Raw genomic sequence first — 23,465 nt, forward strand, 5'->3', positions numbered from 1 at the left:
AAGACTCGGATCATCAGGGCAGGGCTACTCGCCACCCGCCATGAGTTTTTGTAAGGAACTTAAGCCTTTTTTCACCCGACGAGAAACTGTTACGGAACTAATTCCCAAACGTTCTGCGGTTTCTTTTTGGGTTAAATCATAGAGGAACACAAATTCCAACACTTTTCGGGTTCCGTCTTCTAATTTAGCTAAAGCTTGCTGTAACCGAATTTGATCTTCTTGAGCTAACTGAAAACTACGATAGCGACTATCGGGAACTAATTCCCCTAAACAAGTTGTCCCTTCTTCTTCATCTTGAATGGGAGCATCTAAACTCAGTAAAGAACGATTGCGGTTAGCGAGTTTAACTTCGTTCCATTCTTCTACCGAAATCCCCAATACTTCGGCGACTTCGGCATCGGTGGGGGGCCGTTTGAGTTCTAAATGGAGTTGTTGAATCACCTTCAAGGATTGCCGTTGCAGGGTCAACCATTGACGGGGAACTCGAACCGAGGGGCTTTTGTCTCTTAAGTAGTGTTGAATTTCACCCCGAATATAGGGAATTGCAAAGGAACTAAAGGCATGACCTTTAGACAAATCAAATCTTTCTATGGCCCGAATCAAGCCGATGCACCCGACCTGAAGTAAGTCTTCATAACTTTCGGTACACTGGTTTACCCAATGATGTACCTCCTTACGCACTAATCCAATATTTAACTGGACAATCCGGTTACGGACATCCTTAGAAGGAAACTGTTGATATTGGCGTAACAGTTCCAAACTTTCGCTTCTGGGATAGTTGATGACTTGAGTAGGCATGACAAGATCCTGCGTTGGTAGGGCTGGCTAATGAGTTCAGTATCAATCTTGACCACACTCGGCTTAATATGGGAGGTGAGGTTAGAGGGGAGTACCTGGGAAAGACAGAACGCTTAACCTAGATACTACAGTCAATATGGGGTCGAGGCTGTGCACTAAACGAGGACTTTTGGGAAGTACCCTGGAAGCCTAGCTTGAATCAATTTATACAGATTAAGGGGAACAATATACTATTTTAGCTCTACTTCTGGGGTTGACACAAGATTTTTATACAAATTAATGGATTGACTCAATCGTCAATAGACCCCCTAACCGCGACTCCTCATTCAGGAAAGCTGATGATGGTGGGGTATAGGGTCTGGGTGTCGGAAGATAGAGGGTTAAAGTGTTACCCCTGACCCGTTAACCGTCAAGCCATTGTCAAGGGATGGTCAACGATGAACGGGAAATAGATAACCGTCAATCCCCCTGTCTTCCAACCTCAAAGTCTCTCATGAAGAGATCAATTTATGGATAGGTTAGCTTAGACGGCAGATTCAATGCGACCATAGAACACACCCCGAACTTTGACAGCCAAGGCTTCTTTGGCGCCTAAGTCGTCATCAGAAGGCTGTTCACTTTCAAAAATGCCAGCAACTTCTCCAGTTTCGCCATCAATTTTAGAAACTTGTAAGGAAATACGACCCGCTTTGACCTTTGTATCCGCCAACTTGACATTAGCCGATTTTAAACCTTCTTCATCGGCGGTTGCGGGTAAAGCCACAGCATTATCATAGCCAGAAGCCACCCCACGAGCTTTGGGATCTAAGAAGTTAGCACCTCGATAGGAGGGAACGTTAAAATCTCCACTTAAATCCGTAGAGGTATTGATACTGCTGACTGCATTTTTAGAGCTTGCGACTAAACCTTTAACGGTAAACAGGAAAGGAACTTCCTCACCACCGGGTAATAAAACCGTAATGGGTTGGAAATCAATTCCATCTTTTTCTTGAAAGGTTAGTTTTCCATCGGAACCAATCAGAAGATTACCACTGATTTGATCTAAGCTATAAGTGAAACGAGTTAAAAGACGACCCGGAACAAATTCGGCTTCTTTGCGTTTATTGCTGGGTTCTTCTTTCACAAAATAGTTGGTGGGTTGCAGACACAGACCACTCAGAGTATAAGACTTTTTCGGATCAAGAGGAATAGAACCTCGTGCTGTTTCCGGTAAGGTCGGACAGTTTACAGCTAATCCTGTATTTCTAATATCATCATAGGTCAGTAACTTAGGATCTTTGGCTTGTGGGCCATCAGAACAAGCAGTGATTACAGTTAAACAGATTGCTAACAGTGCAGCAACCAAAGCGCGATATCTCATTGTCAACCTCAATATCCAAAATTGATATGTGAAATTAGGATTGTGGCGTTGAAATCGTTTTCGGCGACAAAGCCACAAATGGGAACACTTCTAGGGGTGCGTTCTCAAACTCCTCGGTCTAAAGACATAAGGACTTTTGCTTCAACGGGGTTAGTCACGTTGAATCAGGGAGCTATTGGGTAGCTGAAACATAACCCAATAGAGATTTTACACGGCTTGTGACTCTTTTTTTACCACAAGTACAAATTCGTTCACTCGGAAGCAAAAGCGCGGTGGTATCTGGGGGAAGAAGACTGGAGACAGGGAACAGGAGATCAGTTAAACTACTTAAGTTGATTTGGCGATCGCAATCTTGAAGTGGGGGTCTGCCAATTTATGGAGAGAAGAACGTTTTAATTGATTATGGATAGTCACACTCAATTGCATTTATCAGCGTCGTTAACTCAGCTTGAATCCTTAGCGGATGAGGTTTGGACATTAGCGAAGACGGCGGAAGGAAATAGTCTGGAGCTTTTGGCAATACTTAGAATTTTAGAACAGTTACACCAAGACATTCGAGATAGTCTCTTTCAACAATCTTTACCCGATAATCGTCAGCAACTTTATCATTTATTGCGAGAGATTGAATCCAAAGGTGGGTGGCCCTATATTCCCCGAAGTTCTCTCAAATCTGTTATGGAACACTTACAGAAAGAGTCTCCCGTCATGGGTTTAGAGGAAGCATCTGGACAAGAGGAAATTCAGGGATAGGCTGGAGAAAGAGGGGGTGAGTTTACAAGAAATTGAGGGAGTTGGCGGCGAGAAAAACGCCATCTAATGCAAAGTCATCAACATTTAAAACCACACCCAAGATTTCCTGAGTTTGAACGAGGACAATAACGGTATCGTTCACTAAACCATCGCCTTCATAATCCATTAATTGTTGATAGTTTAAATCAGCATTGGTTAGCCCATCTGTTAATGCAATTTTATCATTTTGGCTAAACCATTCAAAGTCTGCAATCACATCAACTTGCTGTGGGTTGGAGTTGGCTTCATCGGTTCTGAGAATAAAAATATCACCGCCTTCCCCTCCTGTTAAGGTATCAATGCCTAAATCCCCCGATAGAATATCTTTCCCGGCTTGACCGAAAATTTGATCGTCTCCTTTACCCCCATATAATTGATCAGTTCCGCTTCCACCATCAATAACATCATTGTCCATATCTCCTCGGAGAAAATCATCTCCGGCTTCTCCAAAAATCTGATCATTTTGTTGACCACCAAAGACTTGATCATTTCCCTCTCCGCCATAAATGCTATCTTGACCTTGATTAGCAAAGATATTTTCATTATCGATACTTCCGGTAATTTGATCGTCTCCAGCTAAACTCCAAAGTCCATCGGGATAGTTTGTTAGTTCTCCCTGAAATAAGGTAATATATTCGGAGGTATCACTTGCTAATAATCGCAGGGAACCATCGGGATCAGGAATTAATTGAACTGGGGAAGAATTTGAAGCCATAGAAGTAATATAAAATCCTCTACTAATAAAAATTTAAATTGTTTGTTAACACGTTTTAAGATATAATTTTACGCAATATTAGGAGTTTTTAATCTTAATGAACTCATTTCAATAGCTTTCAATAATTGACGAACTTTAGCTAAATCTTTATCACCGGGAGAACGTTCAACACCACTTGAAAGATCAATCCCATCCGGTTTTAACTGTTGTAATGCGTCCTGAATATTATCAGGGGTTAATCCTCCGGCGAGAAACCAAGAACAAGGGGGAGAAAATTGTTGTAAACTTTGCCAATCTAAAGTGTGACCTGTACCCCCTAACTGTTGAGGGTGATAGGCATCTAATAAGAGGGTATCAATAAAGTTAAAATAATTTTGGGTTTGGAGTAAGGTTGCTTGAGATTGAATGCGGAATGCTTTGATTAATTCTATTTGGGGTAATATTTGACGTAGGCGATCGCAAAAATCGGGGGATTCATGACCATGGAGTTGTACACCCGTTAATCCCGTTTCCATCACGGTTTGATGAATTTGCTCTAAACTGGCATTAGCAAAAACCCCAATCGTTTGAACCGCGTTCGGTAAATCCTTTAAAATGTTGCGAATTTGTGCGGATGTGACATAACGAGGGGAAGAAGGCACACAGATAAACCCTAACACAGTAACACCCAGTTGAGCGATCGCAGACCCTTGATCCGGTTGGGTAATTCCACAAATTTTAATTCGCATTCATCCTTTTGCTGTTGAGTTTACGGTCTGATTCCTGGTGGCAATTCGTATCAAAATTTTACATGAAATATTAACTTTTTCAACAAATTAGAAGTTTTTACAATCAGATTTCTATAATCCTGGGAGTTAAAGACGGTCATTCCTCAACGGCTAACGATTAGGAAAAGATTCAGTCCATTCCTTGCAATTAACAAATTTGTCAATTCATCAGGAGATAGAAACTTGATTTACACTTCCCTACTCATGTCGGTAAAAGGGGCAGTTCCCACCACCGTTAATTGGTCTCCCAGCGTGGCAATTGTTATGATTGCCTGTAACTTGTTAGCGATTTTCATCGGTTTCTACGCCATTTCTAAAGAAAATCGGGGCAAGGGGCCAAATTTACCCGGTTTACCTCGGATGTTTACGGGGTTTGGAGTTCCTGAATTATTGGCAACGGCAAGCTTTGGACATATTTTAGGGGCTGGGGTGATTTTAGCATTAGGTAACGCTGGAGTGCTGTGATCGCCATTTCCCAAGCAAAGTTAAAAAGAATCAGGAAATTTAACCGTTCTGGGATTTTCTCTGTTATCCTCGGTTCAACCTTCTAACCTGCCCATGCGAATTAAGCGCAGGCTCAAGAATTAACAGCTTGCGCGATTCGCGTTATTAACAATAACTTCAAGAGCTTGAGGTTCTTGATACACTATTAATAGGGAGGCTAAACCCACCTTATCGAGCAGAGTGAAATAAACGGAGTCAAAGGCATCTCATGCAGGCAGGTTGGCGGATTGGATCTTTATTTGGAATTCCACTCTTTGTTGATTCGTCTTGGTTTGTGATTGTTTTATTATTTACAGTCGCCAATCGCCAAGATTATTCTCAATGGGGGCCGACTTTATCTTGGATTGCTGGGTTAGCGATTGCATTGTTGTTATTTGCTTCAGTGCTCTTACATGAACTTGGCCATAGTTTAGTGGCTCAATCCCAAGGAATTCGAGTGAATTCGATTACCCTTTTTCTCTTCGGAGGGGTTGCTTCCATTGATGAAGAATCCAAAACACCGGGTCAAGCGTTTCAAGTGGCGATCGCTGGCCCTATGGTGAGTTTTAGCTTATTTTTTATTCTCAATCTGGTTGTCCAATTTTTACCCACTTCAAGTTTAATTTATTCCCTGATTCAAGAATTAGCGAGAATTAACTTAGTTTTAGGCATCTTTAATTTAATTCCAGGGTTGCCCCTCGATGGCGGACAAGTCCTCAAAGCAATAATCTGGAAACTCACAGGAGATCGGTTTACCGGAGTCCGTTGGGCAGCAAAAACAGGTCAATTTTTAGGAATTTTAGCAATTTCCTTGGGCTTATCGGCGGTTTTATTTGCTAAAAGTTATGGTGGATTATGGATTGCTTTAATTGGCTGGTTTGTGTTACAAAATGCGGGTTCCTATAATCGCCTCACGGATTTACAAGAAGCCTTAGTTAAGATTAAAGCCGTCGATACAATGACCCGTGAATTTCGAGTGGTAGATGCTGATTTAACCTTACGTCAATTTGCGGATGAGTATTTAATTGGGGTTGATGTTGTTCCTGTATATTTTGCCGCCTCTAATGGTCGCTATCGAGGGTTAGTGTCGGTGGATGCACTGCGAATCATTGAGCGAAGTCAATGGGATATTCAGAAATTACATCAAATTATTCAACCTCTGAATGAACTGATTACCGTATCGGAAAAAGCCTCATTAGTTGAAGTTATTAATGCTATGGAAGAGAAAGAACTCCGCCGGATTACCGTATTATCTCCGGCTGGAGCCGTAGCAGGTATGATTGATCGGGGGGATGTGGTACGATCTGTGGCAAATTATCTGAAAGTTCCCATTTCCGAAGCGAGTATTCGCAGTATTAAAGAAGAAGGAATTTATCCTCCGGGTTTGCCGTTAGTGACTTTAGCAAAAACCATGACTTCAAGTTATAGCAACCACCCAGAAAGTTAGGGTGTTAATCATAAATTTGACTTCTGAATCTTGCTCAAAATCTACCCGTAAGGACAGGTGAATATATTGAATTAAAAACTCCGTTGTCCTTGATTTTCAGAGGGAAGGGTATTATTAGCCGGAGGAATTTGAGGGACAAAGGGGTTGACGTTATCCGATGGGGGGATAGAAGGAGTTAAGGCTGGACTATCCTGAGACGGAAGACTATTAGGCGCGTTCGGTAAGGTGGGCGCAAGGGGAGGTAAAGCATCGCCAGAATTGGGCGTTGTCGGGGCAAAGGGAGGCTGAATATTAGACGGATTGGCAGGAGGAGTTACACTAGGATTTAAGGGGTTTGTGGGCGGTTGAATTTCCTGAGAGCTTGGTAACGTGGCTAGGGCGACCCGTTCCCCACCAATCGCCCTCAAACGATCTAAAACCCGAACAACATCGTTGTAACGGGCTTCTTTCGGCGCATATAATACAATTAATCCACTGGGATTCCAACGACGAAATCGTAATAAGGTTCGGTCTAATTGATCTTGATTAACAGGTTGTTGCTCAATATAAGTTTGTCCAGCCGTATCAATCCCCACAATTAACATTTTTTGCATTTGGGTTTCCCCGGTACTGGCTTTGGGTAAATCCACATTAATCGCTTGTTGACGAGTTAATTGTAAGGAAGCCAAAATAAAGAACGTGAGAATGCAAAACACCACGTCAATTAAGGGAATTAATTCTATTCTGGCTTCATCAACGCTTGAATCGGTTCTAATTTTCATAAAATTTTGTGATTAATGTCTTGTTTTTTTCGGAAAAAAGGGCAGTATTAGCTGTTAAAACCATTTATTTTTTATCTTCTTCCTCATCCAAAACCTCAGACGGTTCTCCCGGTTTAATGATTTTTTCGGGTTCTACCGAAGCATTATGATTATTGTCTCGGTCTACGAACAAATGTTTGAAAATCGGTTCATCTGTTTCTACTTCCTGTTCTTCTTCCTCTTCAGTTTCAGGAATTTGTAACTGAGATTTGGCATAGGGCCAATTCTGACGATACAGCAGTTCTAATTCATTTCCCGCTTTGCGGAAGATTTTAGCTTGACCAAACATTAAACCCTGAAACAATCGATAAAAAGCCAAACTCAAAATGGCAACAATTAATCCTGTTGCGGTTGAAATTAACGCTTCCGCAATTCCCAAGGTCACATCTGAAGCGGATGAAGTGCCAATATCTCCTAAGCGAATTGAACCCAAGGAGTTAATTAACCCTAATACGGTTCCCAAGAGTCCCAATAGTGGGGCCATGGCAATCACCGCCTCAAAAACTTTGTCTCCCCGACGCATGAAGGCTAATTCTTCATCGGCTGCGGCTTCTAAGGCCAAGCGAAATAACTCCGGGTCTGGAGACTGTAACCGCAGGGGTGCATAGAGAAACCGTCCCATGGGTTGATTGCTGGATTGTTTAGCAATTTGATGGGCTTTTCCCCATTGTCCTCGCCGCGCCGAATCAATCACTCGGTTGACGATTTGCTTTTCTTTGGTGAGGGTGGTAATCCAAAACCAAATGCGTTCTACAACCACAGTCATCGATAAGATGGATAAAATCAGCAAAGGCCACATTGCTGGCCCACCCTTGGCAAAAATCTCTTGAATATTCATGGAATTGGCACAACCTCCTAAAAACCGAACCCCTACAACTGTATTAGATGTGCAGGTAATATGGCGAATAAAAGCCAAACCCTTTCAATTTTGCCATTCTCTGGAGCGAATCGCTACTATAACAGGAGTTGTCAGGGTGGGGAAACCCCCCTCGTCAGCGAGTGAGAAGACAGCGAGAATCCTGCTATCGGGAAATCAAGTAAGTTAAAATCAGAATTGCTCTGTCTATTTTTCCGCTCTGTTCTTTTTAAACATCCATCATGATTAAGCGACGAATCTCGAAAGTTTGGATTTTGCCAGCGATCGCGTCTGGGGCTTTGTTGGTGGGTGTATTTTTCCCCCTCACTCAATTTCAAGAGTGGAAAAAATCATTCCAGCAAAGTCCGGCTTCCGTTTCACAAATTCCTGAATCGGAAGTTTTAAAACTGGCTTTATTGCCTGTTTCTCAACGTCAACCCGAATTAGAAGCGATCGCCAAAACTAAAAATGATTCCCTAGAAACCAGTCGGGCGCGATATTTATTAGCCAGCGATTCTTTAAAGGAAAACCCGGAAACGGCACTCAAATTATTAGAAGGATTAGAAAAAGATTATCCTTTATTGGCGGGTCAGATTTTAGTTAAACGGGCGCAAGCTTATGAACAAATGGGAGAGTCGGAAAAAGCTGAAAAAACTTGGCAGGAACTGTTAGCGAATTATGGTGATCAACCTGTTGTCGTAGAAGCGTTATTTGCTTTGGGAAAAACGAATCCTCAATATTGGGATCAAGCGATCGCAAAATTTCCCAGTCATCCCCGCACCCTAGAAATTGCTCAAAGTCGCCTGAAACAAAATCCGAACCAACCGGATTTATTATTATTAATTGCCCAACATGGATTATATTTAAAAGACTATGGAACTTATTTAGAACAATTAAAGGCAAAATTTGGCAATCAACTCACACCGGAACAATGGGAAATTATAGCTTTTGGTTATTGGGAAAAACAAGATTATGGGAAAGCCGCGATCGCCTATTCCAAAGCCCCAAAAACCCCTAAAAATCTCTATCGTTATGCCAGAGGCTTATGGTTAGATGATAAAATTCCTGATTCTCGAATTGCTTATAAACAATTAATCAATACCTTTCCCAATGAGATTGATCCCCAAGGAGAAGATGCCGGATTTGGTTTATTAAGATTATCGCGTCTTTCCGATCAAAAAGAAGCTTTAGTTTATTTAGATCGAGTGATTACTCAATTTCCTCGCCATGCAGCCGAGGCTTTATTAGATAAATCTAAACTCTTAGATCAAATGCGATCGGAAAAATCTGCTTCAGAAACTCGTCAACAATTACTCAGCCAATATAGTGAATCTGAAGCCGCCGCCCAATTGCGTTGGGAACTCGCCCAACAAGCAGTAAAAGCCGGGAATTTACAAGTAGCATCCGACTGGGCTAAACAAGTTTCGTTGAAGAATCCCGATAGTGAATTTGCCCCAGAAGCAACATTTTGGGTGGGGAAATGGGCAGAGAAAATCGGCAATTCTCAAGAGGCAAAAAAAGCTTATGAATATTTAATTGTACGTTATCCTTCCTCTTATTATGCTTGGCGTTCTGCGGTTCATTTAGGATGGCCTGTGGGAGATTTTACCACCGTTCGACCCCTCTCTCCCCATGTTGAACATCCTGAGATTCGAGAAGTGCCTCCAGCAGGTTCTAAAACCTTACAAGAACTGTATGCGTTAGGACAAAATCAAGATGCTTGGACGCTATGGCAAACGGAGTTTAAAAACCCTATGCAGCCTTCGGTTTCTGAACAATATACCGATGGGTTAATGCGAATGGGAGTGGGGGATAATTTAGATGGAATTTGGATGTTATCGAGTTTAAATCGGCGAGATGATCCCCAAGAGCGATCACAATATTTAGACTTAAAACAAAGACCCGCTTATTGGGAAGCATTATATCCTTTTCCCTATTTAGAAACCATTGTCAACTGGTCAAAAGAACGGCAATTAAATCCAGTTTTAGTAACGGCTTTAATTCGTCAAGAATCCCGATTTATGCCTCAAATTAAATCCGTTGTTGGCGCGACGGGATTAATGCAGGTGATGCCAGAAACGGGGGCGGATGTTGCTAAACAAATTAAATTGAAGGATTATTCCTTAGAAAACGTCAATGATAATATTAATTTGGGAACCTATTATCTGGATTTTACCCATCGTGAATATAACAATAATTCGATGTTAGCCGTCGCCAGTTACAATGCTGGGCCAGGTGCGGTTTCAGATTGGCTGAAACGATTTGGTTTTCAAGACCCTGATGAATTTGTAGTTAAAATCCCCTATCCTGAAACCCAAGGTTATGTAAAATCGGTGTTTGAAAATTACTGGAATTATCTCAGAATTTATAATCCCGATCTTGCTCAACGTTTACAAGAACATAGTTCTAATTATAAAAATTAAGGAGGATTTATGGAATCTGGATCGTCTTCAATCTTAGCCGTTGCTCAACAAGGGTTTGCTCGACTTCAGCAAGGTTTAGCGACTGGACAGTGGGAACCTTTTTTAGAAATGGTGATGGAAGATTGTACCTTTTCTTTTCCTGCGGGCTCCTACAAAGGCTTACATCAAGGAAAAACAACGTTAGCCAAGTTCTTAAATTATGCCAGTGAATGTGTGTTTAAAAAGAGTTTAATGTTAACGTTACAACGGATAACCCATAATCAAACAACGGTGATTTTTGAAGTCAGTTCAGATGGGGAAATGTGGGGTCAACCCTACCAAAATCAAGCCGCCATTGTCTTTGATATTCAAGACGATCGCATTTGCAGTTACCGAGAATATTTAGGTGTTATTTATACCTTACCTTCCTAATAAAATGTAGTCAGCCCTTCAGGGCTTTCTGGATTTGTCGATTATCAAATTAAATGTCGCATTTACTACATTTTCTATAATATTGATTAGGTAATCAATTTGATGCGGGTCAACTCCTCTGGTTCAACTTTAGCCTTAGCTCTATGTTCTGCTCAGATAGATTCTCCTGATTAACGTTGTTGGTTAATTATCGAAATCAAATTAATTATTCGTCAAAGCTATGGCTTCAAAAATTTTGAGATGATGCGTGAAAAGCTACTAGCTTGCCTTTTTATATCAGCTTTACTGATCACCATAAGTATAGGAGAACCCCAAAAGTGATAAAATTTTCCTTAATACCGAAAATTCATTAAATTTATGGCTCAAAAAAATGATGCTACAACTTTAATCTTAGCCTTACTGATTAGCGGTGGATTAATAAGCGGGGGACTGTGGTGGTTTAGCCGCAATATGAGTTTATCAACCCTGTTTAATTCTAATTCCTCTCCTTCTGCTTTCCCTACCCCCAACTCGCCACCCGTTCAATCTTCAGCAACACATTTTAAAACCTTTGCTGAAGTTCCTAATGTTCCTAACGGACTTTTTACTTATGGGGGAAGTACCACTTTTGCACCACTGCGTAAAGTTATTAATTCAGAAATTCAAACTGTTTTTCCTCAATTTAAATTAAAATATTTCCAAAAACCTAGTCAATCTCCTGGTTCAGGGAGTGGAATTAAATTATTAATTGAAAATCAAATTACTTTTGCTGAATCTTCCCGCCCATTACTAGAATTAGAATATCAACAAGCTAGACAACGGGGATTAAATTTAACAGAAATTCCGATTGCTATTGATGGAATTGTGGTGGCTGTTAATCCTAATTTAAAGATTCCAGGGTTAACGATTAATCAATTAAAGCAAATTTATACGAGTAAAGTTGATAATTGGAATCAACTCGGAGGCGAAAATATTCCGATTGTTGCTTATTCTCGTCCTCAAGAATCCGGGGGAACAACAGATTTTTTTATCCTCAATGTATTAGGAGGAGAAAAATTAGGAAAATCCGTAAAATTGATTCCGACGACTACAGAAGCCTTAAGAGCAATTGCTAATCATCCGGGGGGAATTTATTATGCGTCTGCGCCGGAAGTGGTCGCACAATGTACTATTAAACCTATCGCTATTGGTTTAACACCTGATACGTTAGTTCAACCGTATCAAGACCCGTTAATTCCTTCTGAAGCTTGTCCTCAACAACGCAATCAAATTAATCCTGTGGTCTTTAGAACAGGAGACTACCCTCTAACCCGACGTTTATTTATTATTGTTAAACAGAATAACCCTATAGATCAACAAGCAGGAGAAGCCTACAGTCAACTTTTGTTAACTTCTCAAGGTCAAGATTTAATCGAAGAATTGGGATTTATTAAAATCTATTAAGCCTCGCTTTCTGTAGGGGTTAAAAATTCCTAAAGATGTTAAAATATAAAATAAGCTTTAATTTCAAAAAATTATACCCTTTTAAAATCCAATGTCTCAAAAAAATGAATCTCTAATCTTTGTCTTAGCCCTTGTAATTACAGGAGCATTATTAGGCGGAGGTTATTTTTTATTTTTTAAGTCTTCTTCTCCTTACCTACTCAATCAAAATTCCCCTCCATCCCCCTCTGGAAACTCTCCCTCAACTTCCGCTCCTAATCAAACTATTGAAACTCGCATCAGTCAAGGAGAAAAAGTTTTAATTCCATCAGGAGATTTAGCTCTCAAACAAGGAGGTACGACTGCTTTAGCTGCGGGTCAATATCAGGAAGCTGTTCAACAGTTTAATGCAGCTTTACAACAAAATAAAAATGATCCTGAAGCATTAATTTATAGAAATAATGCTCAAATTTTGCAAAATAATCAATCCTATTATACGATAGCAGTCTCAATTCCCATTGGAACTTCAGTCAATACCGCCCAAGAAATTTTAAGAGGCGTTGCTCAAGCTCAAACAGAAGTTAACCAAGGAGTGGGATTAAACGGAAATTTATTCAAGATAATTATTGTTAATGATGATAATAGCCCCGAAATGGCTTCAGAAGTGGCTAAAAAATTAGTCAATAATTCTGAAATTCTAGGGGTAATTGGTCATTTTGGGAGTAACGCCACCTTAGCAGCAGCACCCATTTATGAAGCGGGAAAATTAGTCTTGATTTCTCCCACCAGTACCTCCACAGCTATTTCTAATGCAGGAGACTTTATTTTTAGAACTGTTCCCAGCGATCGCTTTGCGGGAAGTACCTTAGCGCGATATCTTTTAAATACATTAAACTTAAAAAAAGCGGTTGTCTTTTTTAATAGTGCTAATGATTATAGTAACTCTTTACAAACGGAATTTACAACCGCATTAAATGGGGATGGGGGCGAAGTCGTCACGGTTTTTGATATCGCTAAACCCAACTTGAATCCAACTCAAGCTTTAGAACAAGCCCGTCAACAAGGAGCAGAAGCTATTGTTTTAACCCCTGATTCTTCAACCATTGAACAAGCCTTACAAGTGGTACGAAGTAATCGCAAACAGTTACCTTTATTAGGGGGAGATAGTTTATATCGACCGGAAACGTTGAAGGTGGGAAGTGATACAATGGGGATGGTGATTGCCATTCCTTGGCATATTTTAGCCAACCCTAATTCTGAATTTGCTCAAGCCGCAAATCAATTGTGGGGAGGAGATGTGAACTGGCGGACTGCAACAGCTTATGATGCAGCCAAAGCGTTAATGATTGCCATTAGTAAAAATCCCACTAGAACCGGGGTTCAAGAAACACTTTCCGCCTCAGATTTTACGCCCGAAGGAGCAACGGGAATAATTCGTTTTTTACCGTCCGGCGATCGCAATCAACCCTTACAATTAGTCAAGGTTGAACCGGGAAATCGTTCAGGATTTGGTTATGATTTTGTTCCCGTTCGTTAATGGGATCACAAAGTAATGGATAATAGGCAATAGGTAAAGATGAGTAGGATTAGGTTTATGATGGTTGCAGACGAAAACCGTCTAGGTTAGCCGTAATTGAGTCGTGCAGGAAGTGAGTTAACCTTTAATCAAAAGGATGAACTAACAGAAATGAAAGCTTCCCACCATGATGTCTTAGAAGCCGGACGCATCTACAAATCCACTGGAGCTATTCCGTCTCGGATGTTGCGCTCAAAAATTTATCGAGCTTGGGAGCGTTCACATTTGCAAGGCGCTAACCCCTATGCGCTCCAAGCGGAAAAACTATCCCGTTCAGATACCGAACATCTAATCACGAAAAATAGTGATTTGATGCAACTGGCTAAACCTTACATCCGTATGCTGTCACAGGCGGCGGGTACAGAGCGTCATGCTGTTATGTTGAGTGATAACCAAGCTTTGTTACTGGATGTTGTCGGTGACCAGCAGACTGTACACGGGACAGAAGCTTTTCCAGAACCAGGTTCTTGGTTATCCGAATCGGTCGCAGGTGCAAATGGAATTGGTACACCCCTAGCAGAAGCCGATTATGTAGAAATTATTAGCGCCGAGCATTTTATTGAGGGGTTTCATCCATTCACTTGTCAAGGAATTCCTTTGCGGAATGACAAACAGGAAATTATTGGTGTGCTCAGTATCTCTATGCGTCGTCAGGATGCTGGACAAAGGCTCAAAGAGATATTGCTCTGTGCCTCTCACGGCGTTGAAGCGGACTTATTGAGCGCTAATTTAGAAAAAGATGTTCGTCGTGTATTAAAGTCTAATCCTGATGAATATCAGCCCTTGGAAGATTTGCGTCAGGATATCATTCAAGCCCATCATGCAGCCCGTTTAAAACTTGAAGTGGTATCGCGGATGGTAGCGGTTAACCGCCTAGACTACGCGATGCAATTGGTAAGACAGGCTGAAGATTCAATTGAACTAAGCTGTTAAGCATCTAAATAGGGTATAATGAAAAACCAAGTTTAGAAAAATCAATCAAAAGATGCCTGCTAAAAATCATTTAAATGAAAAGCAAGTAGAGAAACTGCAGAAAAGATTGAAAGAGGAAGAAAATGGACAAATCCGAGAAAGAATCTTGATTTTATTATTGCTAAATGATGGTAAAAAGCAAAGTGAAATTGCCAAGTTTTTGGGCTGCTCATTAAACAAAGTATGTTATTGGTGTGTACATGGAGACCCTGACAAATTAGAAAGCCTAAAAGATGAAAGAATGAAAGGAAATTATAGAAAAGCCACAGACAAATATATAGAGATATTATTAGAAACAGTAGAAAAAGAACCGGAAGAATTAGGATATGAATTTGGGAGATGGACAGGAGAAAGATTGGCAACTTATTTAGAACAAATCACAGGAATCAAATTAAGTAGTTCACAAGTGAGAAAGATATTAAAGGAAAAAAAGTATGTTTATTTGTGGGCAAAGTATAGCTTAGAAGAGAAAAGAGATCCAGAAAAAAGAAAATTATTTAAAGATAAAATAGAAGAATATTTGAAAATAGCAAAAGAAAGTCCAGAACAATTACAGGTATGGTTTTGGGATGAAAGTGGATTTAATTTAAGAGTGATAAAAAGAAAGAATTGGTGTAAAAAAGGGAAGAGGAAACAGATTAGAGGAGACAGGAGGAAAGGAAGAGTTAATGTGATGGGAGGATTGAGGTACTCGGATAAAAAAAGATTTGTAGAATTTCTGGATAAAGGAAATGCAGATAATTTTTATCAAGTGTTAAAAAGTTTTTATCAAGAGCTAATTTATGAATGGGTATTAGCGGGAAATCAAGCAGAAGAATTTGTAGAAAAAGGAGCTAAGATCCTGATTATTCTTGACAATGCAAGTTTTCACAAAAAAGAAGAGTACCTAGAAAAAATTAAAGCAGAAATGCCGAATGTCTATTTAGAATTTCTTCCAGCATATAGTCCAGATTATAATTTAATTGAATTAGTCTGGCATTCAGCTAAAGAATATATAGCTCATCGACTCTTTAAATCAGTTGATGAGCTAGAGTGTTTATTACATCAGCTTTTAAATGAAGGACAGTTATCTATTAAATGGGGACGTAAACTTAAAAACAAAGGTAATGCTATAATCACAGTTTAAATACACAACAGCTTATCAACAACTTCAATTAGCAGGAATTAAACAAACAGTGGTATTAGCCACAGGTTACGGTGATCTAAAAGAACTGGCTTTATCTATGGGAATTACCCATTTTATTTCTAAACCCTTTGACATTTTGGAGTTATTACAAATCATAGAATCGGCTTATGAAAGTTCACGACAATAGGGAATATTTACCAGCTTCAGTTTAATTTAATTTCCCCCCTCCAATTAAATATAACAGTGCCATTCTCACGGCTATTCCACTGGTCACTTGTTGAGAAATTAAACTCAATTCTGGATCATCCATTAATTCTGAACTTAATTCTACCCCTCGATTAACTGGCCCAGGATGCAATATTTTAACATCCGGTTTACAGGATTTTAACTGTTCATGGGTGATGCCAAATAATTGATGATATTCGCGTAAACTGGGTAATAAATGGGCGGTCATTCGTTCCTTTTGTAACCGTAACGTCATGACAAAATCTGCATTTTCTAAAGCGGGTTCTAAATTCCAATGTAAAAATAATTTTCCGGGGCGATTTTTGCCAAATTCTGCAAACAGTTCGGGTAATAACGTTGGAGGTGCTGCTAAATGTAATTCTGCTTCCGTTGCGGTTAAACTCCAAATATTAGAACGGGCTACCCTAGAATGTAAAATATCTCCCACAATCGCTATTTTTTTACCTTGTAATAATTCAATTTTAGGTTGATCAGAATCCAGAGTTCGGCAAATTGTGAATAAATCTAATAACGCTTGAGACGGATGTTCGTGTTGACCATCTCCGGCATTTAACACTGCAACTTTAGCATTTAAACGGTCTAATTCAGCCGCGATCGCAAAGGGAACTCCAGCTTCTTTATGACGAATTACCATCATATCCGTTCCCATTGCTAAATAGGTTTTAGCAGTATCAAGAATTGTTTCGCCTTTCGTTAGAGAAGAGGTTCCCGGCGCAAAATTTAATGTATCTGCGGAGAGTCGTTTAGCCGCGAGTTCAAAACTATTCCGAGTCCGAGTTGAAGGTTCAAAAAATAAATTTGCCACCACCTGACCTTGTAAAGCCGGAACTTTTTTGGTACGACGACCTAACACTTCTTGAAAGCTTGTTGCTGTTTGCAAAATTGTGTTATATTCCGTCGCCGTAAAATCAGCTAGGGATAAAATATGACGGCGAGTCCAGGGAGCAGTAGCCATTGTCAATCCAAAATGATGAGGATTTTGATCCAACGTTTAATCATACGGGGTGATTGCTCAAAACGGAATAGGAATCGGAAGACTTGAATAATAAAGTAACAGTTACTTCCAGAATCTCCTTTGAACCATGAACCGTATCCAACAGTTTTTGACCCGTTGTCTCGTTGGCGTTACTATTCTTAGCTTAAGCAGTTGTGGTACTCCTCCCGTTGACACCCCAACTCAACCGCAAGTCTCTCCTGAAGCCACAATTTCTCCTTCAACCCCACCTGAACCTCAAAAACAAGCTCTTTCCCCAGCTAACACGGTTCCAGTGACTATTTATCAGGTCGATAATCAATGTTCTGAGTTAATTCCTCGTCAAATTACGGTTCCTAAAGAACAAGCCTTAGAAACGGCGATTTCTGAGGTTTTAGAACAACAAAGCAGTTCTGATTTTCCCTTAAATTATCGCATAAATGTTGATAAAAATCAACAAATTGTCACGATTGATTTTCGGGTTCCCACAACAGCTGAACGGACGTTCAATTCTTTATCGAGTTGTGAACAATTAGCGTTATTTGGGAGTTTACGCCAAACGATTACCAGTAATCCTGACTGGCAAATTAATGATGTCATTTTTACAGAACAGGGAGAAGAAATTACTTTATAATAAAAGCTTCATGAATTTAATTAAGCTAGAGGTTTGTCTACAAATCCAAGAGTTGCTATAGTAAGTTGTGAACTTTTTATGCAATTAAATTTTTTTGTGAACCAACTTCGCCGCTTAGATTGGTCTTACCTCTATGCTTTCTTAGGAGAAGCCACTCTTGCTTTAACCTTTGTATTTTATATTGCGATCGCTCGTGTTCTGGGGCCAGCAGAATATGGAGTTTTTGCGGCTGCGATCGCCCTGGCTGCGATTCTCTCCCTATTTATTCAATTTGGTTTCCCCACCCTGATTAACCGTGAAGTCGCAGCGAATCCTGTTGAAGGGCCTAAATACACCATTCGTTTTCTACTGTTGGAGGGTTTAACTTCTATCCCCGTCCTCTTGCTGTTACTGCCTTTAGCATTAGTCTTAGGTTATGAAGGGAATGGATTAATCGTTTGTTATTTAGCCGTTTTCTCAGAAATAGCCCGTGCTGCCAAATTGACGCTGCGGGGAACTCTCAAGGGGATGGGATGGTTTAGAGCAGAAAGTATTTCGGTCGCCATCGAACGTTCTGCTGTTGTTCTCATTTCCACAGCAGTTCTGTTTTTAACTCACAATTTAGTATTTGTCGTTGGCACAATCGTAATTGTCCGTTTTTTAGACATCTTAGGACTGCTTTACTTCCTCAACCGTAAGGTCAATCTTTGGTCTAGCTTGAACTTCAACACAGGTCTAGCCTCCCTGAAAATAGCTTATCCCTTTGCCATGTCGGGTCTTCTCTGGGTTCTCTACTACCAGGTTGATTTAGTCATGATTAAAGGCATGGGTTTCGATGACCAAGCGGGACTTTATAGTGCCTCTTATCGGATTTTAGAAATTTTTTCTGCATTACCGCGTGTGATTTTTTATGTCATCTTTACGCGCCTAGCTCGTTATCACGTCAGTGAACCTCACCGAGTTCCAGAACAAATCTACAAAGCCACACGCCTTTTATTAGTGGGAGTTTTGCCCATTCTCTTAGTTGCTATCTCTATGCAGGGAACTTTAGTAGAAGTGCTTTATGGCGCGAAATATTCAGGTTCTGTTGCTTCTCTAAGAATTCTGCTTTCGAGTTTGAGTGTGAGTATGTTTGGTGTTTTTACTCAAAATTTTTTACAAGCAACGGGCCGGGAGCATTTTTTACCCCGAATGCTATTTTTAACAGCCAGTATAAACATTTTTCTCAATACCCTCCTCATTCCTCAGTGGGGCGCAGCAGGAGCCGCTTTTGCCACCTTAATGAGTGAGATTATTTTGTGCAGTGCCGGGTTCACTATTATGATTCGGGAGGGGTATCAACGCTCTACAACACGTCTGGCAATCATTGTGATCTGCTCTTTGATTTTAACTATGAGTCCTTCTTTTTTGTTGATGGGTTTATCTCCTGTTATTGGGATCGGACTGATAGGGATCAGCTTAATTACAATCCTCTTCCTCATGCAACCCAAACAATTTTTAGGAACATCACTGACCCAATAAATGCCCATTGACACTCCCCGCTCTGAAGAGACGGGGATTCTTAAGAGATTTTCACTCTTAAAGGCTGAGTCAAACAACCCCTACCCACTCCGGCAAAACCATTGTGGCTACTTTTCTTTCCGATATTGGCAGCGCCATTACAATCAGCATTAATCAAATGTCCTTGTTGAGAACAATACAATCCACGTTTAACCCGTTTTCCAGAAAATTGATATTTTTGGGACGGGTCAGGATTGTAGACGGGAATATGATCACCATCCAAGAAACTTGCCTTACTGGTGTAAGATTCTTCCTGTTCCTGATATTTCAATCCATATCGTTCACACAAGTTTTTGAGTTTTTGTCTCAAACTCCAATAGGGAATTTGAACAAAATTCTGATTGTTTTTAGCTCCGATATTGATTTCTTGTTTAATACCGGGATTAACGCCAACAATTACCGTTCCAATCTGGTGTTCAATACACCAATTAATCATGTATCGAGCCGATTTGTTCAAATAATCTCTGACAAAATTGTTGCGGTTAAGTGTCAATCTAGCTTGACGTTTTGTATTCCCCTTGATTTAATGGGAAATGGGGAATCAGAATAAGGTATTAGCCAGCCCATCAATTATCAGTCGCAAACCGTTAAAGATTTTATCTAAGTCGGTAGGCAAGAGTATTCCTACCTTTAAGCCTGCCGATTTCAACCAGATAGTAAGACCAGATTCCTATTATAGTTGAGATTAAAAATCCCTTGAATATCACCAGCCCTAGATCTTATCGGGTTTTTATAATTTTAGCGGGAACTCCAGTGGCGATCGCATATTCTGGTAAATCTTTTGTAACCACTGCACCCGCCCCGACAATACAACCTTTGCCAATTTTTACCCCATCTAAAACCGTTGAACCTGCCCCTAACCAAACATCATCCTCAATCGCCACCGCACCTTTAGTATAAACTCCTTGTTCGATCATCGGAATATCCAAACGGTCTGTAATATAGCGTCCGCCACCAATATAACAATTAGCTGCAATTAAAACGGAACGACCTATCATAATTCCAGCCCCTGATGTAATCACAGTATTGCATCCAATATCGGTTTTATTTCCGATGGTAACTCCCCCCGTTTTGCCTTGAATCACACAATTTCGGGAAATAATCACATCATCTCCTAGAGTTATTCCCTCATTCCCTGAACCACTGGCATCTAAGAGCACATAATCATCAATGGCAACCCGATTTCCGAGTGTTATTTTGTTGGGATGACGTAACACAACGCCTTGCCCTAAAATCAAGCTTTTTCCAGCCTGTTTAAACAGAGAATGATAAAGCAGTTTACGGGTGATATAACCGAGACTGCCGGGGAGGTTACTGCCCAGTAATAAGGCAAGTTCATAGGTCAGAAACGGCAAAAACTTTGTTGTGCCAACGGCCTTTTCTTGATAGCGTTTTAAAGCCGAGGATTGACTTTGATTGAGTTGTTCCGAAAGGGGAACTTTATTAATTTTTTGTTTTTCTTCAGGGGCGACCATAATTTATTGTTCAAGAATAGGTTTAAGTATTTTTGAGGGTAATCCAACCTTGGTCGAGATACCATTGAGCCAGTTCTTTTAATCCTTCTTCGTCTGAATGACGAGGTACAAAGTCTAATAGATTTTTCATTTTAGACGTATTAAAGGAGCGATCTTTGGTATAAAAAGCCAGCCGTCGCCGATAGATGGGAGGTTCAATTCCCAAGGGTCGGAAAATCATCTCAAATAGATCTCCAATGGCAAAAACTGGAGCGGCTGGAAATTTAATAAATTTAGGAGAAACGCCATAATAATCCCCAATTAAATTAACCATATTTTGGAAGGTCATGGCTTGGGGACTACCACAAATAAAGACTTCTCCAACGGCACGGGGATGTAGGGCGGTTAAAATAAAGAAGTCTGTTAAATCATCAACATGAATAAAATGCAGTAAATTCTGAGCATTTCCAATCACAGGAACCCACTTTTTAGCAACCCATTTATAGATTTTTAAGAGTCGTCTCTCTCCGGGGCCATAAATTCCAGCAGGTCGAACAACGGTGACGGGTAATCCTTCAGTTTGACCAAATTCTTTAATCCAAATTTCTCCTTCTAATTTGCTTTGCTGATAAATATCCCCTGGATCGAAAGGGGCATTTTCATCTCCTGGGGGATTTTCAATATGACCATGAACTCCAATCGTAGAAACATGAACAAAGCGCTTAAAATCTGGTTGTTTTAACGCTGCTTTTGCTAACAGTTGGGTACTCAGAACATGAACATTATAATATCCCTGATCAGGAGATTTGGCTTCCCGAAAGGGTGTAACCATGTGAAAAATATAATTAACATTTTGGATGGCTTGATTAACCAAGTCAGGATCAAAAACGTCACCCTGTAACCATTCAATGGGCATTCCCTCGAAGGGTTTGAGGTTGGAAGTAGGGCGGGCAATTGCCACAACACTCACTCCTTGATTGACTAATTTTCGTAACAATACTGAACCTGTAAATCCAGTTCCCCCAGTGACTAAAACGCGAGAACCAGGTGGTAGTTTATAGCTAGACTCTTCCATTATTTTTCCCCTATAGGACAATCAAAAATTCAACTTTTGATAAATTTAGCAATGACGGGTGAACCTAAAAGATAAGTTAACCCAGACACTCGAAAGGGCTGTTCTAAAACAGATGAGACTGTAGGTGATTTTAACGCACGATGCAGCACCATCGGGATAAAAAATTGGGGATAACGTTCCGTTTGTTTTAATCCCAAGGATTTAAAAAAGTCTACCAATTCTGATTCATCATAGGTAATATAGGTTCGAGTATTGCCTTCTAAACCTTTTTTAAATTTAAATAAATAGGGGGCAATGGAATTAACACTCCGTAGGGTGGGATAGTCAATAATGACGGCTTTTTTAGCAACGCGGCTAAGTTCACTAAGAAATTTTTGCCACTGGGTAACATGAGCTAAAAATCGATAACTAATCACCACATCAAAGGCATTATCAGGATAGGGTAAGTCCAGAACATTACCCACTTTGAAGGAACATAAATTGGCATCAATGAGGGTTTGAATGCGGTTTTTACAGATTTCATCGCTTCCTAAAACCGTGACTTGATAACCATTTTCAATCAGGGGTTTTGTTATTTGTCCGTGTCCGCCTCCCACATCTAATACCGTTGCTTGGGGATAGGCTGCTAACAGTTTTAAGGTAGCTTCTTCTTGAACTTTCAGTAACCATTGTCCCAATTCTCCCGCAAAACGTGAGGCGTAGCCGTCTGAGGAGGTTTCAATATCGGCAGTTTCAGGAAAGCCATTTGTTGAAACGATAGTTTGTTCTTGGGGTGGCATTTTTGCTGATGAATGAGAACGAATTGCTAACTGATTTTGAATAAACCGTACAGGATTTTCTAAACGGCCATAGGGTTGAATTTTTGTCTGAGAATTAAGTAAAATTTGCTTGATGCTATTTCCGGGTTTTTTGGGGTTAAATTCTCCCTCGATATTAAAGCCAAAACTTCCGGGTCGAGATGCTTGTGTTGCTAAGGATAAGGGATCAGTTCCGGGTAAAACTTGCCATCCTTTCTGTTCGGCTAGTTTAAAATAGGGAGGTCGTAACCAGAAGACAGGACGACCAGAATTATCTCCTAAAAATAGTAAGGGAATTTGATCAGAATTTAATAAATGATTCAGTAATTTTCCTCGTTTCCCGATCCATTTTCCAACACCCCAAGGCAGAACTGGAATTCCTCCTCTGTCTTGAATTTCAGTTAAAGTTGTTTCTATGGGTAAACCATCCTCAACGGTTTTGTCTGTAATTAAAGCCAGAACTTCTAATTTTTCGGCGGTCACGATTTGGCGACCTGCAATAATAAAAATACTTTGATTTTGTTGATTTTTAGCTTCTATTGAAAAGATCTCTTGAGTTTTATGAAATGTCCATCCTGCAATATTATTGGGTTGAGATTCTGCATAAATTAGAAGCTTTTTAAACTGATTTATTCCTTGAATTTCTGTTAAAAAAAGTAGAGAAGTTGGGGATTCTATTTGGGAAACCTGTTGAAAGTTTTTTAAAGCTGAGTTCAGCAGTTGATCGAGGGGAAAACAGTCATGGATATGAACATGAGCATCAATCCATATCTTCTGACTATTTTGGGTAAAAGCTTGAGTTTTAAGAAGGTTCATTTTTTTC

The 23,465-nt window shown here is 40.2% G+C and carries 23 protein-coding genes; 12 read left to right on the forward strand and 11 right to left on the reverse strand.

Annotated features, from left to right (window positions below; genetic code table 11):
- Window positions 1–24: 24 nt before the first annotated feature.
- Complete coding sequence (locus tag NMK36_RS20480; protein ID WP_072719990.1) at window positions 25–798, reverse strand: RNA polymerase sigma factor SigF; 774 nt, start codon at window positions 796–798, stop codon at window positions 25–27.
- Between the two features lie 523 nt (window positions 799–1,321).
- Complete coding sequence (locus tag NMK36_RS20485) at window positions 1,322–2,158, reverse strand: photosystem II manganese-stabilizing polypeptide (RefSeq protein ID WP_072719991.1); 837 nt, start codon at window positions 2,156–2,158, stop codon at window positions 1,322–1,324.
- 402 nt (window positions 2,159–2,560) lie between these two features.
- On the opposite strand from NMK36_RS20485, the gene NMK36_RS20490 reads away from it, so the two are divergent.
- On the forward strand, window positions 2,561–2,908 hold the full coding sequence (locus NMK36_RS20490) for a hypothetical protein (RefSeq protein WP_072719992.1): 348 nt from the start codon (window positions 2,561–2,563) through the stop codon (window positions 2,906–2,908).
- 22 nt (window positions 2,909–2,930) lie between these two features.
- On the opposite strand, the gene NMK36_RS20495 is transcribed toward NMK36_RS20490, so the two are convergent.
- Both NMK36_RS20495 and NMK36_RS20500 read right to left on the reverse strand, forming a co-directional pair.
- Window positions 2,931–3,662, reverse strand: a complete 732-nt coding sequence (locus NMK36_RS20495) for a calcium-binding protein (protein ID WP_072719993.1) — start codon at window positions 3,660–3,662, stop codon at window positions 2,931–2,933.
- 68 nt (window positions 3,663–3,730) lie between these two features.
- Window positions 3,731–4,390, reverse strand: coding sequence for a phosphoribosylanthranilate isomerase (locus NMK36_RS20500; RefSeq protein ID WP_072719994.1), 660 nt, complete (start codon window positions 4,388–4,390; stop codon window positions 3,731–3,733).
- A gap of 222 nt (window positions 4,391–4,612) precedes the next feature.
- On the opposite strand from NMK36_RS20500, the gene psaK reads away from it, so the two are divergent.
- Both psaK and NMK36_RS20510 read left to right on the forward strand, forming a co-directional pair.
- Window positions 4,613–4,894 (forward strand): photosystem I reaction center subunit PsaK, encoded by a 282-nt coding sequence (gene psaK, locus NMK36_RS20505; RefSeq protein WP_072719995.1) that lies wholly within the window; start codon window positions 4,613–4,615, stop codon window positions 4,892–4,894.
- Between the two features lie 247 nt (window positions 4,895–5,141).
- Window positions 5,142–6,359, forward strand: coding sequence for a site-2 protease family protein (locus NMK36_RS20510; protein ID WP_254174509.1), 1,218 nt, complete (start codon window positions 5,142–5,144; stop codon window positions 6,357–6,359).
- A gap of 71 nt (window positions 6,360–6,430) precedes the next feature.
- Here NMK36_RS20510 and NMK36_RS20515 read toward each other — a convergent pair whose 3' ends face one another.
- Together NMK36_RS20515 and NMK36_RS20520 are read right to left on the reverse strand one after the other, a co-directional pair.
- Window positions 6,431–7,120 (reverse strand): biopolymer transporter ExbD, encoded by a 690-nt coding sequence (locus NMK36_RS20515; RefSeq protein WP_072719997.1) that lies wholly within the window; start codon window positions 7,118–7,120, stop codon window positions 6,431–6,433.
- A gap of 64 nt (window positions 7,121–7,184) precedes the next feature.
- Window positions 7,185–7,997 (reverse strand): MotA/TolQ/ExbB proton channel family protein, encoded by an 813-nt coding sequence (locus NMK36_RS20520; RefSeq protein WP_254174510.1) that lies wholly within the window; start codon window positions 7,995–7,997, stop codon window positions 7,185–7,187.
- Window positions 7,998–8,257: 260 nt separating this feature from the next.
- On the opposite strand from NMK36_RS20520, the gene NMK36_RS20525 reads away from it, so the two are divergent.
- The 7 genes from NMK36_RS20525 (at window position 8,258) to NMK36_RS20555 (ending at window position 16,111) form a co-directional block, all read left to right on the forward strand.
- Window positions 8,258–10,438, forward strand: coding sequence for a transglycosylase SLT domain-containing protein (locus tag NMK36_RS20525; protein WP_072720000.1), 2,181 nt, complete (start codon window positions 8,258–8,260; stop codon window positions 10,436–10,438).
- Window positions 10,439–10,447: 9 nt separating this feature from the next.
- Window positions 10,448–10,849 carry a nuclear transport factor 2 family protein gene (locus NMK36_RS20530; RefSeq protein WP_072720001.1) on the forward strand — a complete coding sequence of 134 codons (402 nt, stop codon included), beginning with the start codon at window positions 10,448–10,450 and terminating at the stop codon, window positions 10,847–10,849.
- 357 nt (window positions 10,850–11,206) lie between these two features.
- Entirely contained in the window at window positions 11,207–12,271 is a 1,065-nt protein-coding gene (locus NMK36_RS20535; protein ID WP_254174511.1) for a PstS family phosphate ABC transporter substrate-binding protein, read from the forward strand.
- Between the two features lie 91 nt (window positions 12,272–12,362).
- The gene (locus NMK36_RS20540; protein ID WP_072720003.1) at window positions 12,363–13,787 is read left to right on the forward strand and encodes an ABC transporter substrate-binding protein; all 1,425 of its coding nucleotides are present in this window, start codon (window positions 12,363–12,365) and stop codon (window positions 13,785–13,787) included.
- A gap of 150 nt (window positions 13,788–13,937) precedes the next feature.
- Window positions 13,938–14,759: a GAF domain-containing protein gene (locus NMK36_RS20545; RefSeq protein ID WP_254174512.1), complete on the forward strand. Its 822-nt coding sequence runs from the start codon at window positions 13,938–13,940 to the stop codon at window positions 14,757–14,759.
- A 52-nt stretch (window positions 14,760–14,811) separates the two neighbouring features.
- On the forward strand, window positions 14,812–15,924 hold the full coding sequence (locus NMK36_RS20550) for an IS630 family transposase (RefSeq protein WP_254172743.1): 1,113 nt from the start codon (window positions 14,812–14,814) through the stop codon (window positions 15,922–15,924).
- 49 nt (window positions 15,925–15,973) lie between these two features.
- A complete protein-coding gene (locus tag NMK36_RS20555) occupies window positions 15,974–16,111 on the forward strand; it encodes a hypothetical protein (protein ID WP_254174513.1) in 138 nt (45 codons plus the stop codon).
- 21 nt (window positions 16,112–16,132) lie between these two features.
- On the opposite strand, the gene NMK36_RS20560 is transcribed toward NMK36_RS20555, so the two are convergent.
- Complete coding sequence (locus NMK36_RS20560; RefSeq protein WP_072720105.1) at window positions 16,133–17,125, reverse strand: aspartate carbamoyltransferase catalytic subunit; 993 nt, start codon at window positions 17,123–17,125, stop codon at window positions 16,133–16,135.
- Window positions 17,126–17,252: 127 nt separating this feature from the next.
- On the opposite strand from NMK36_RS20560, the gene NMK36_RS20565 reads away from it, so the two are divergent.
- Both NMK36_RS20565 and NMK36_RS20570 read left to right on the forward strand, forming a co-directional pair.
- On the forward strand, window positions 17,253–17,777 hold the full coding sequence (locus NMK36_RS20565; protein ID WP_072720005.1) for a GerMN domain-containing protein: 525 nt from the start codon (window positions 17,253–17,255) through the stop codon (window positions 17,775–17,777).
- Window positions 17,778–17,855: 78 nt separating this feature from the next.
- On the forward strand, window positions 17,856–19,277 hold the full coding sequence (locus NMK36_RS20570; protein WP_072720006.1) for an oligosaccharide flippase family protein: 1,422 nt from the start codon (window positions 17,856–17,858) through the stop codon (window positions 19,275–19,277).
- 40 nt (window positions 19,278–19,317) lie between these two features.
- Here NMK36_RS20570 and NMK36_RS20575 read toward each other — a convergent pair whose 3' ends face one another.
- The 4 genes from NMK36_RS20575 to NMK36_RS20590 form a co-directional block, all read right to left on the reverse strand.
- Window positions 19,318–19,809, reverse strand: a complete 492-nt coding sequence (locus NMK36_RS20575) for a transposase (RefSeq protein ID WP_281250333.1) — start codon at window positions 19,807–19,809, stop codon at window positions 19,318–19,320.
- Between the two features lie 226 nt (window positions 19,810–20,035).
- On the reverse strand, window positions 20,036–20,791 hold the full coding sequence (locus tag NMK36_RS20580; protein WP_072720007.1) for an acyltransferase: 756 nt from the start codon (window positions 20,789–20,791) through the stop codon (window positions 20,036–20,038).
- A 22-nt stretch (window positions 20,792–20,813) separates the two neighbouring features.
- Window positions 20,814–21,845, reverse strand: coding sequence for an NAD-dependent epimerase/dehydratase family protein (locus tag NMK36_RS20585; protein ID WP_254174514.1), 1,032 nt, complete (start codon window positions 21,843–21,845; stop codon window positions 20,814–20,816).
- Between the two features lie 29 nt (window positions 21,846–21,874).
- A complete protein-coding gene (locus NMK36_RS20590) occupies window positions 21,875–23,458 on the reverse strand; it encodes a class I SAM-dependent methyltransferase (protein ID WP_245824271.1) in 1,584 nt (527 codons plus the stop codon).
- Window positions 23,459–23,465 lie beyond the last annotated feature (7 nt).

The sequence above is a fragment of the Planktothrix pseudagardhii genome (assembly GCF_904830925.1).
Lineage (GTDB): Bacteria > Cyanobacteriota > Cyanobacteriia > Cyanobacteriales > Microcoleaceae > Planktothrix > Planktothrix tepida.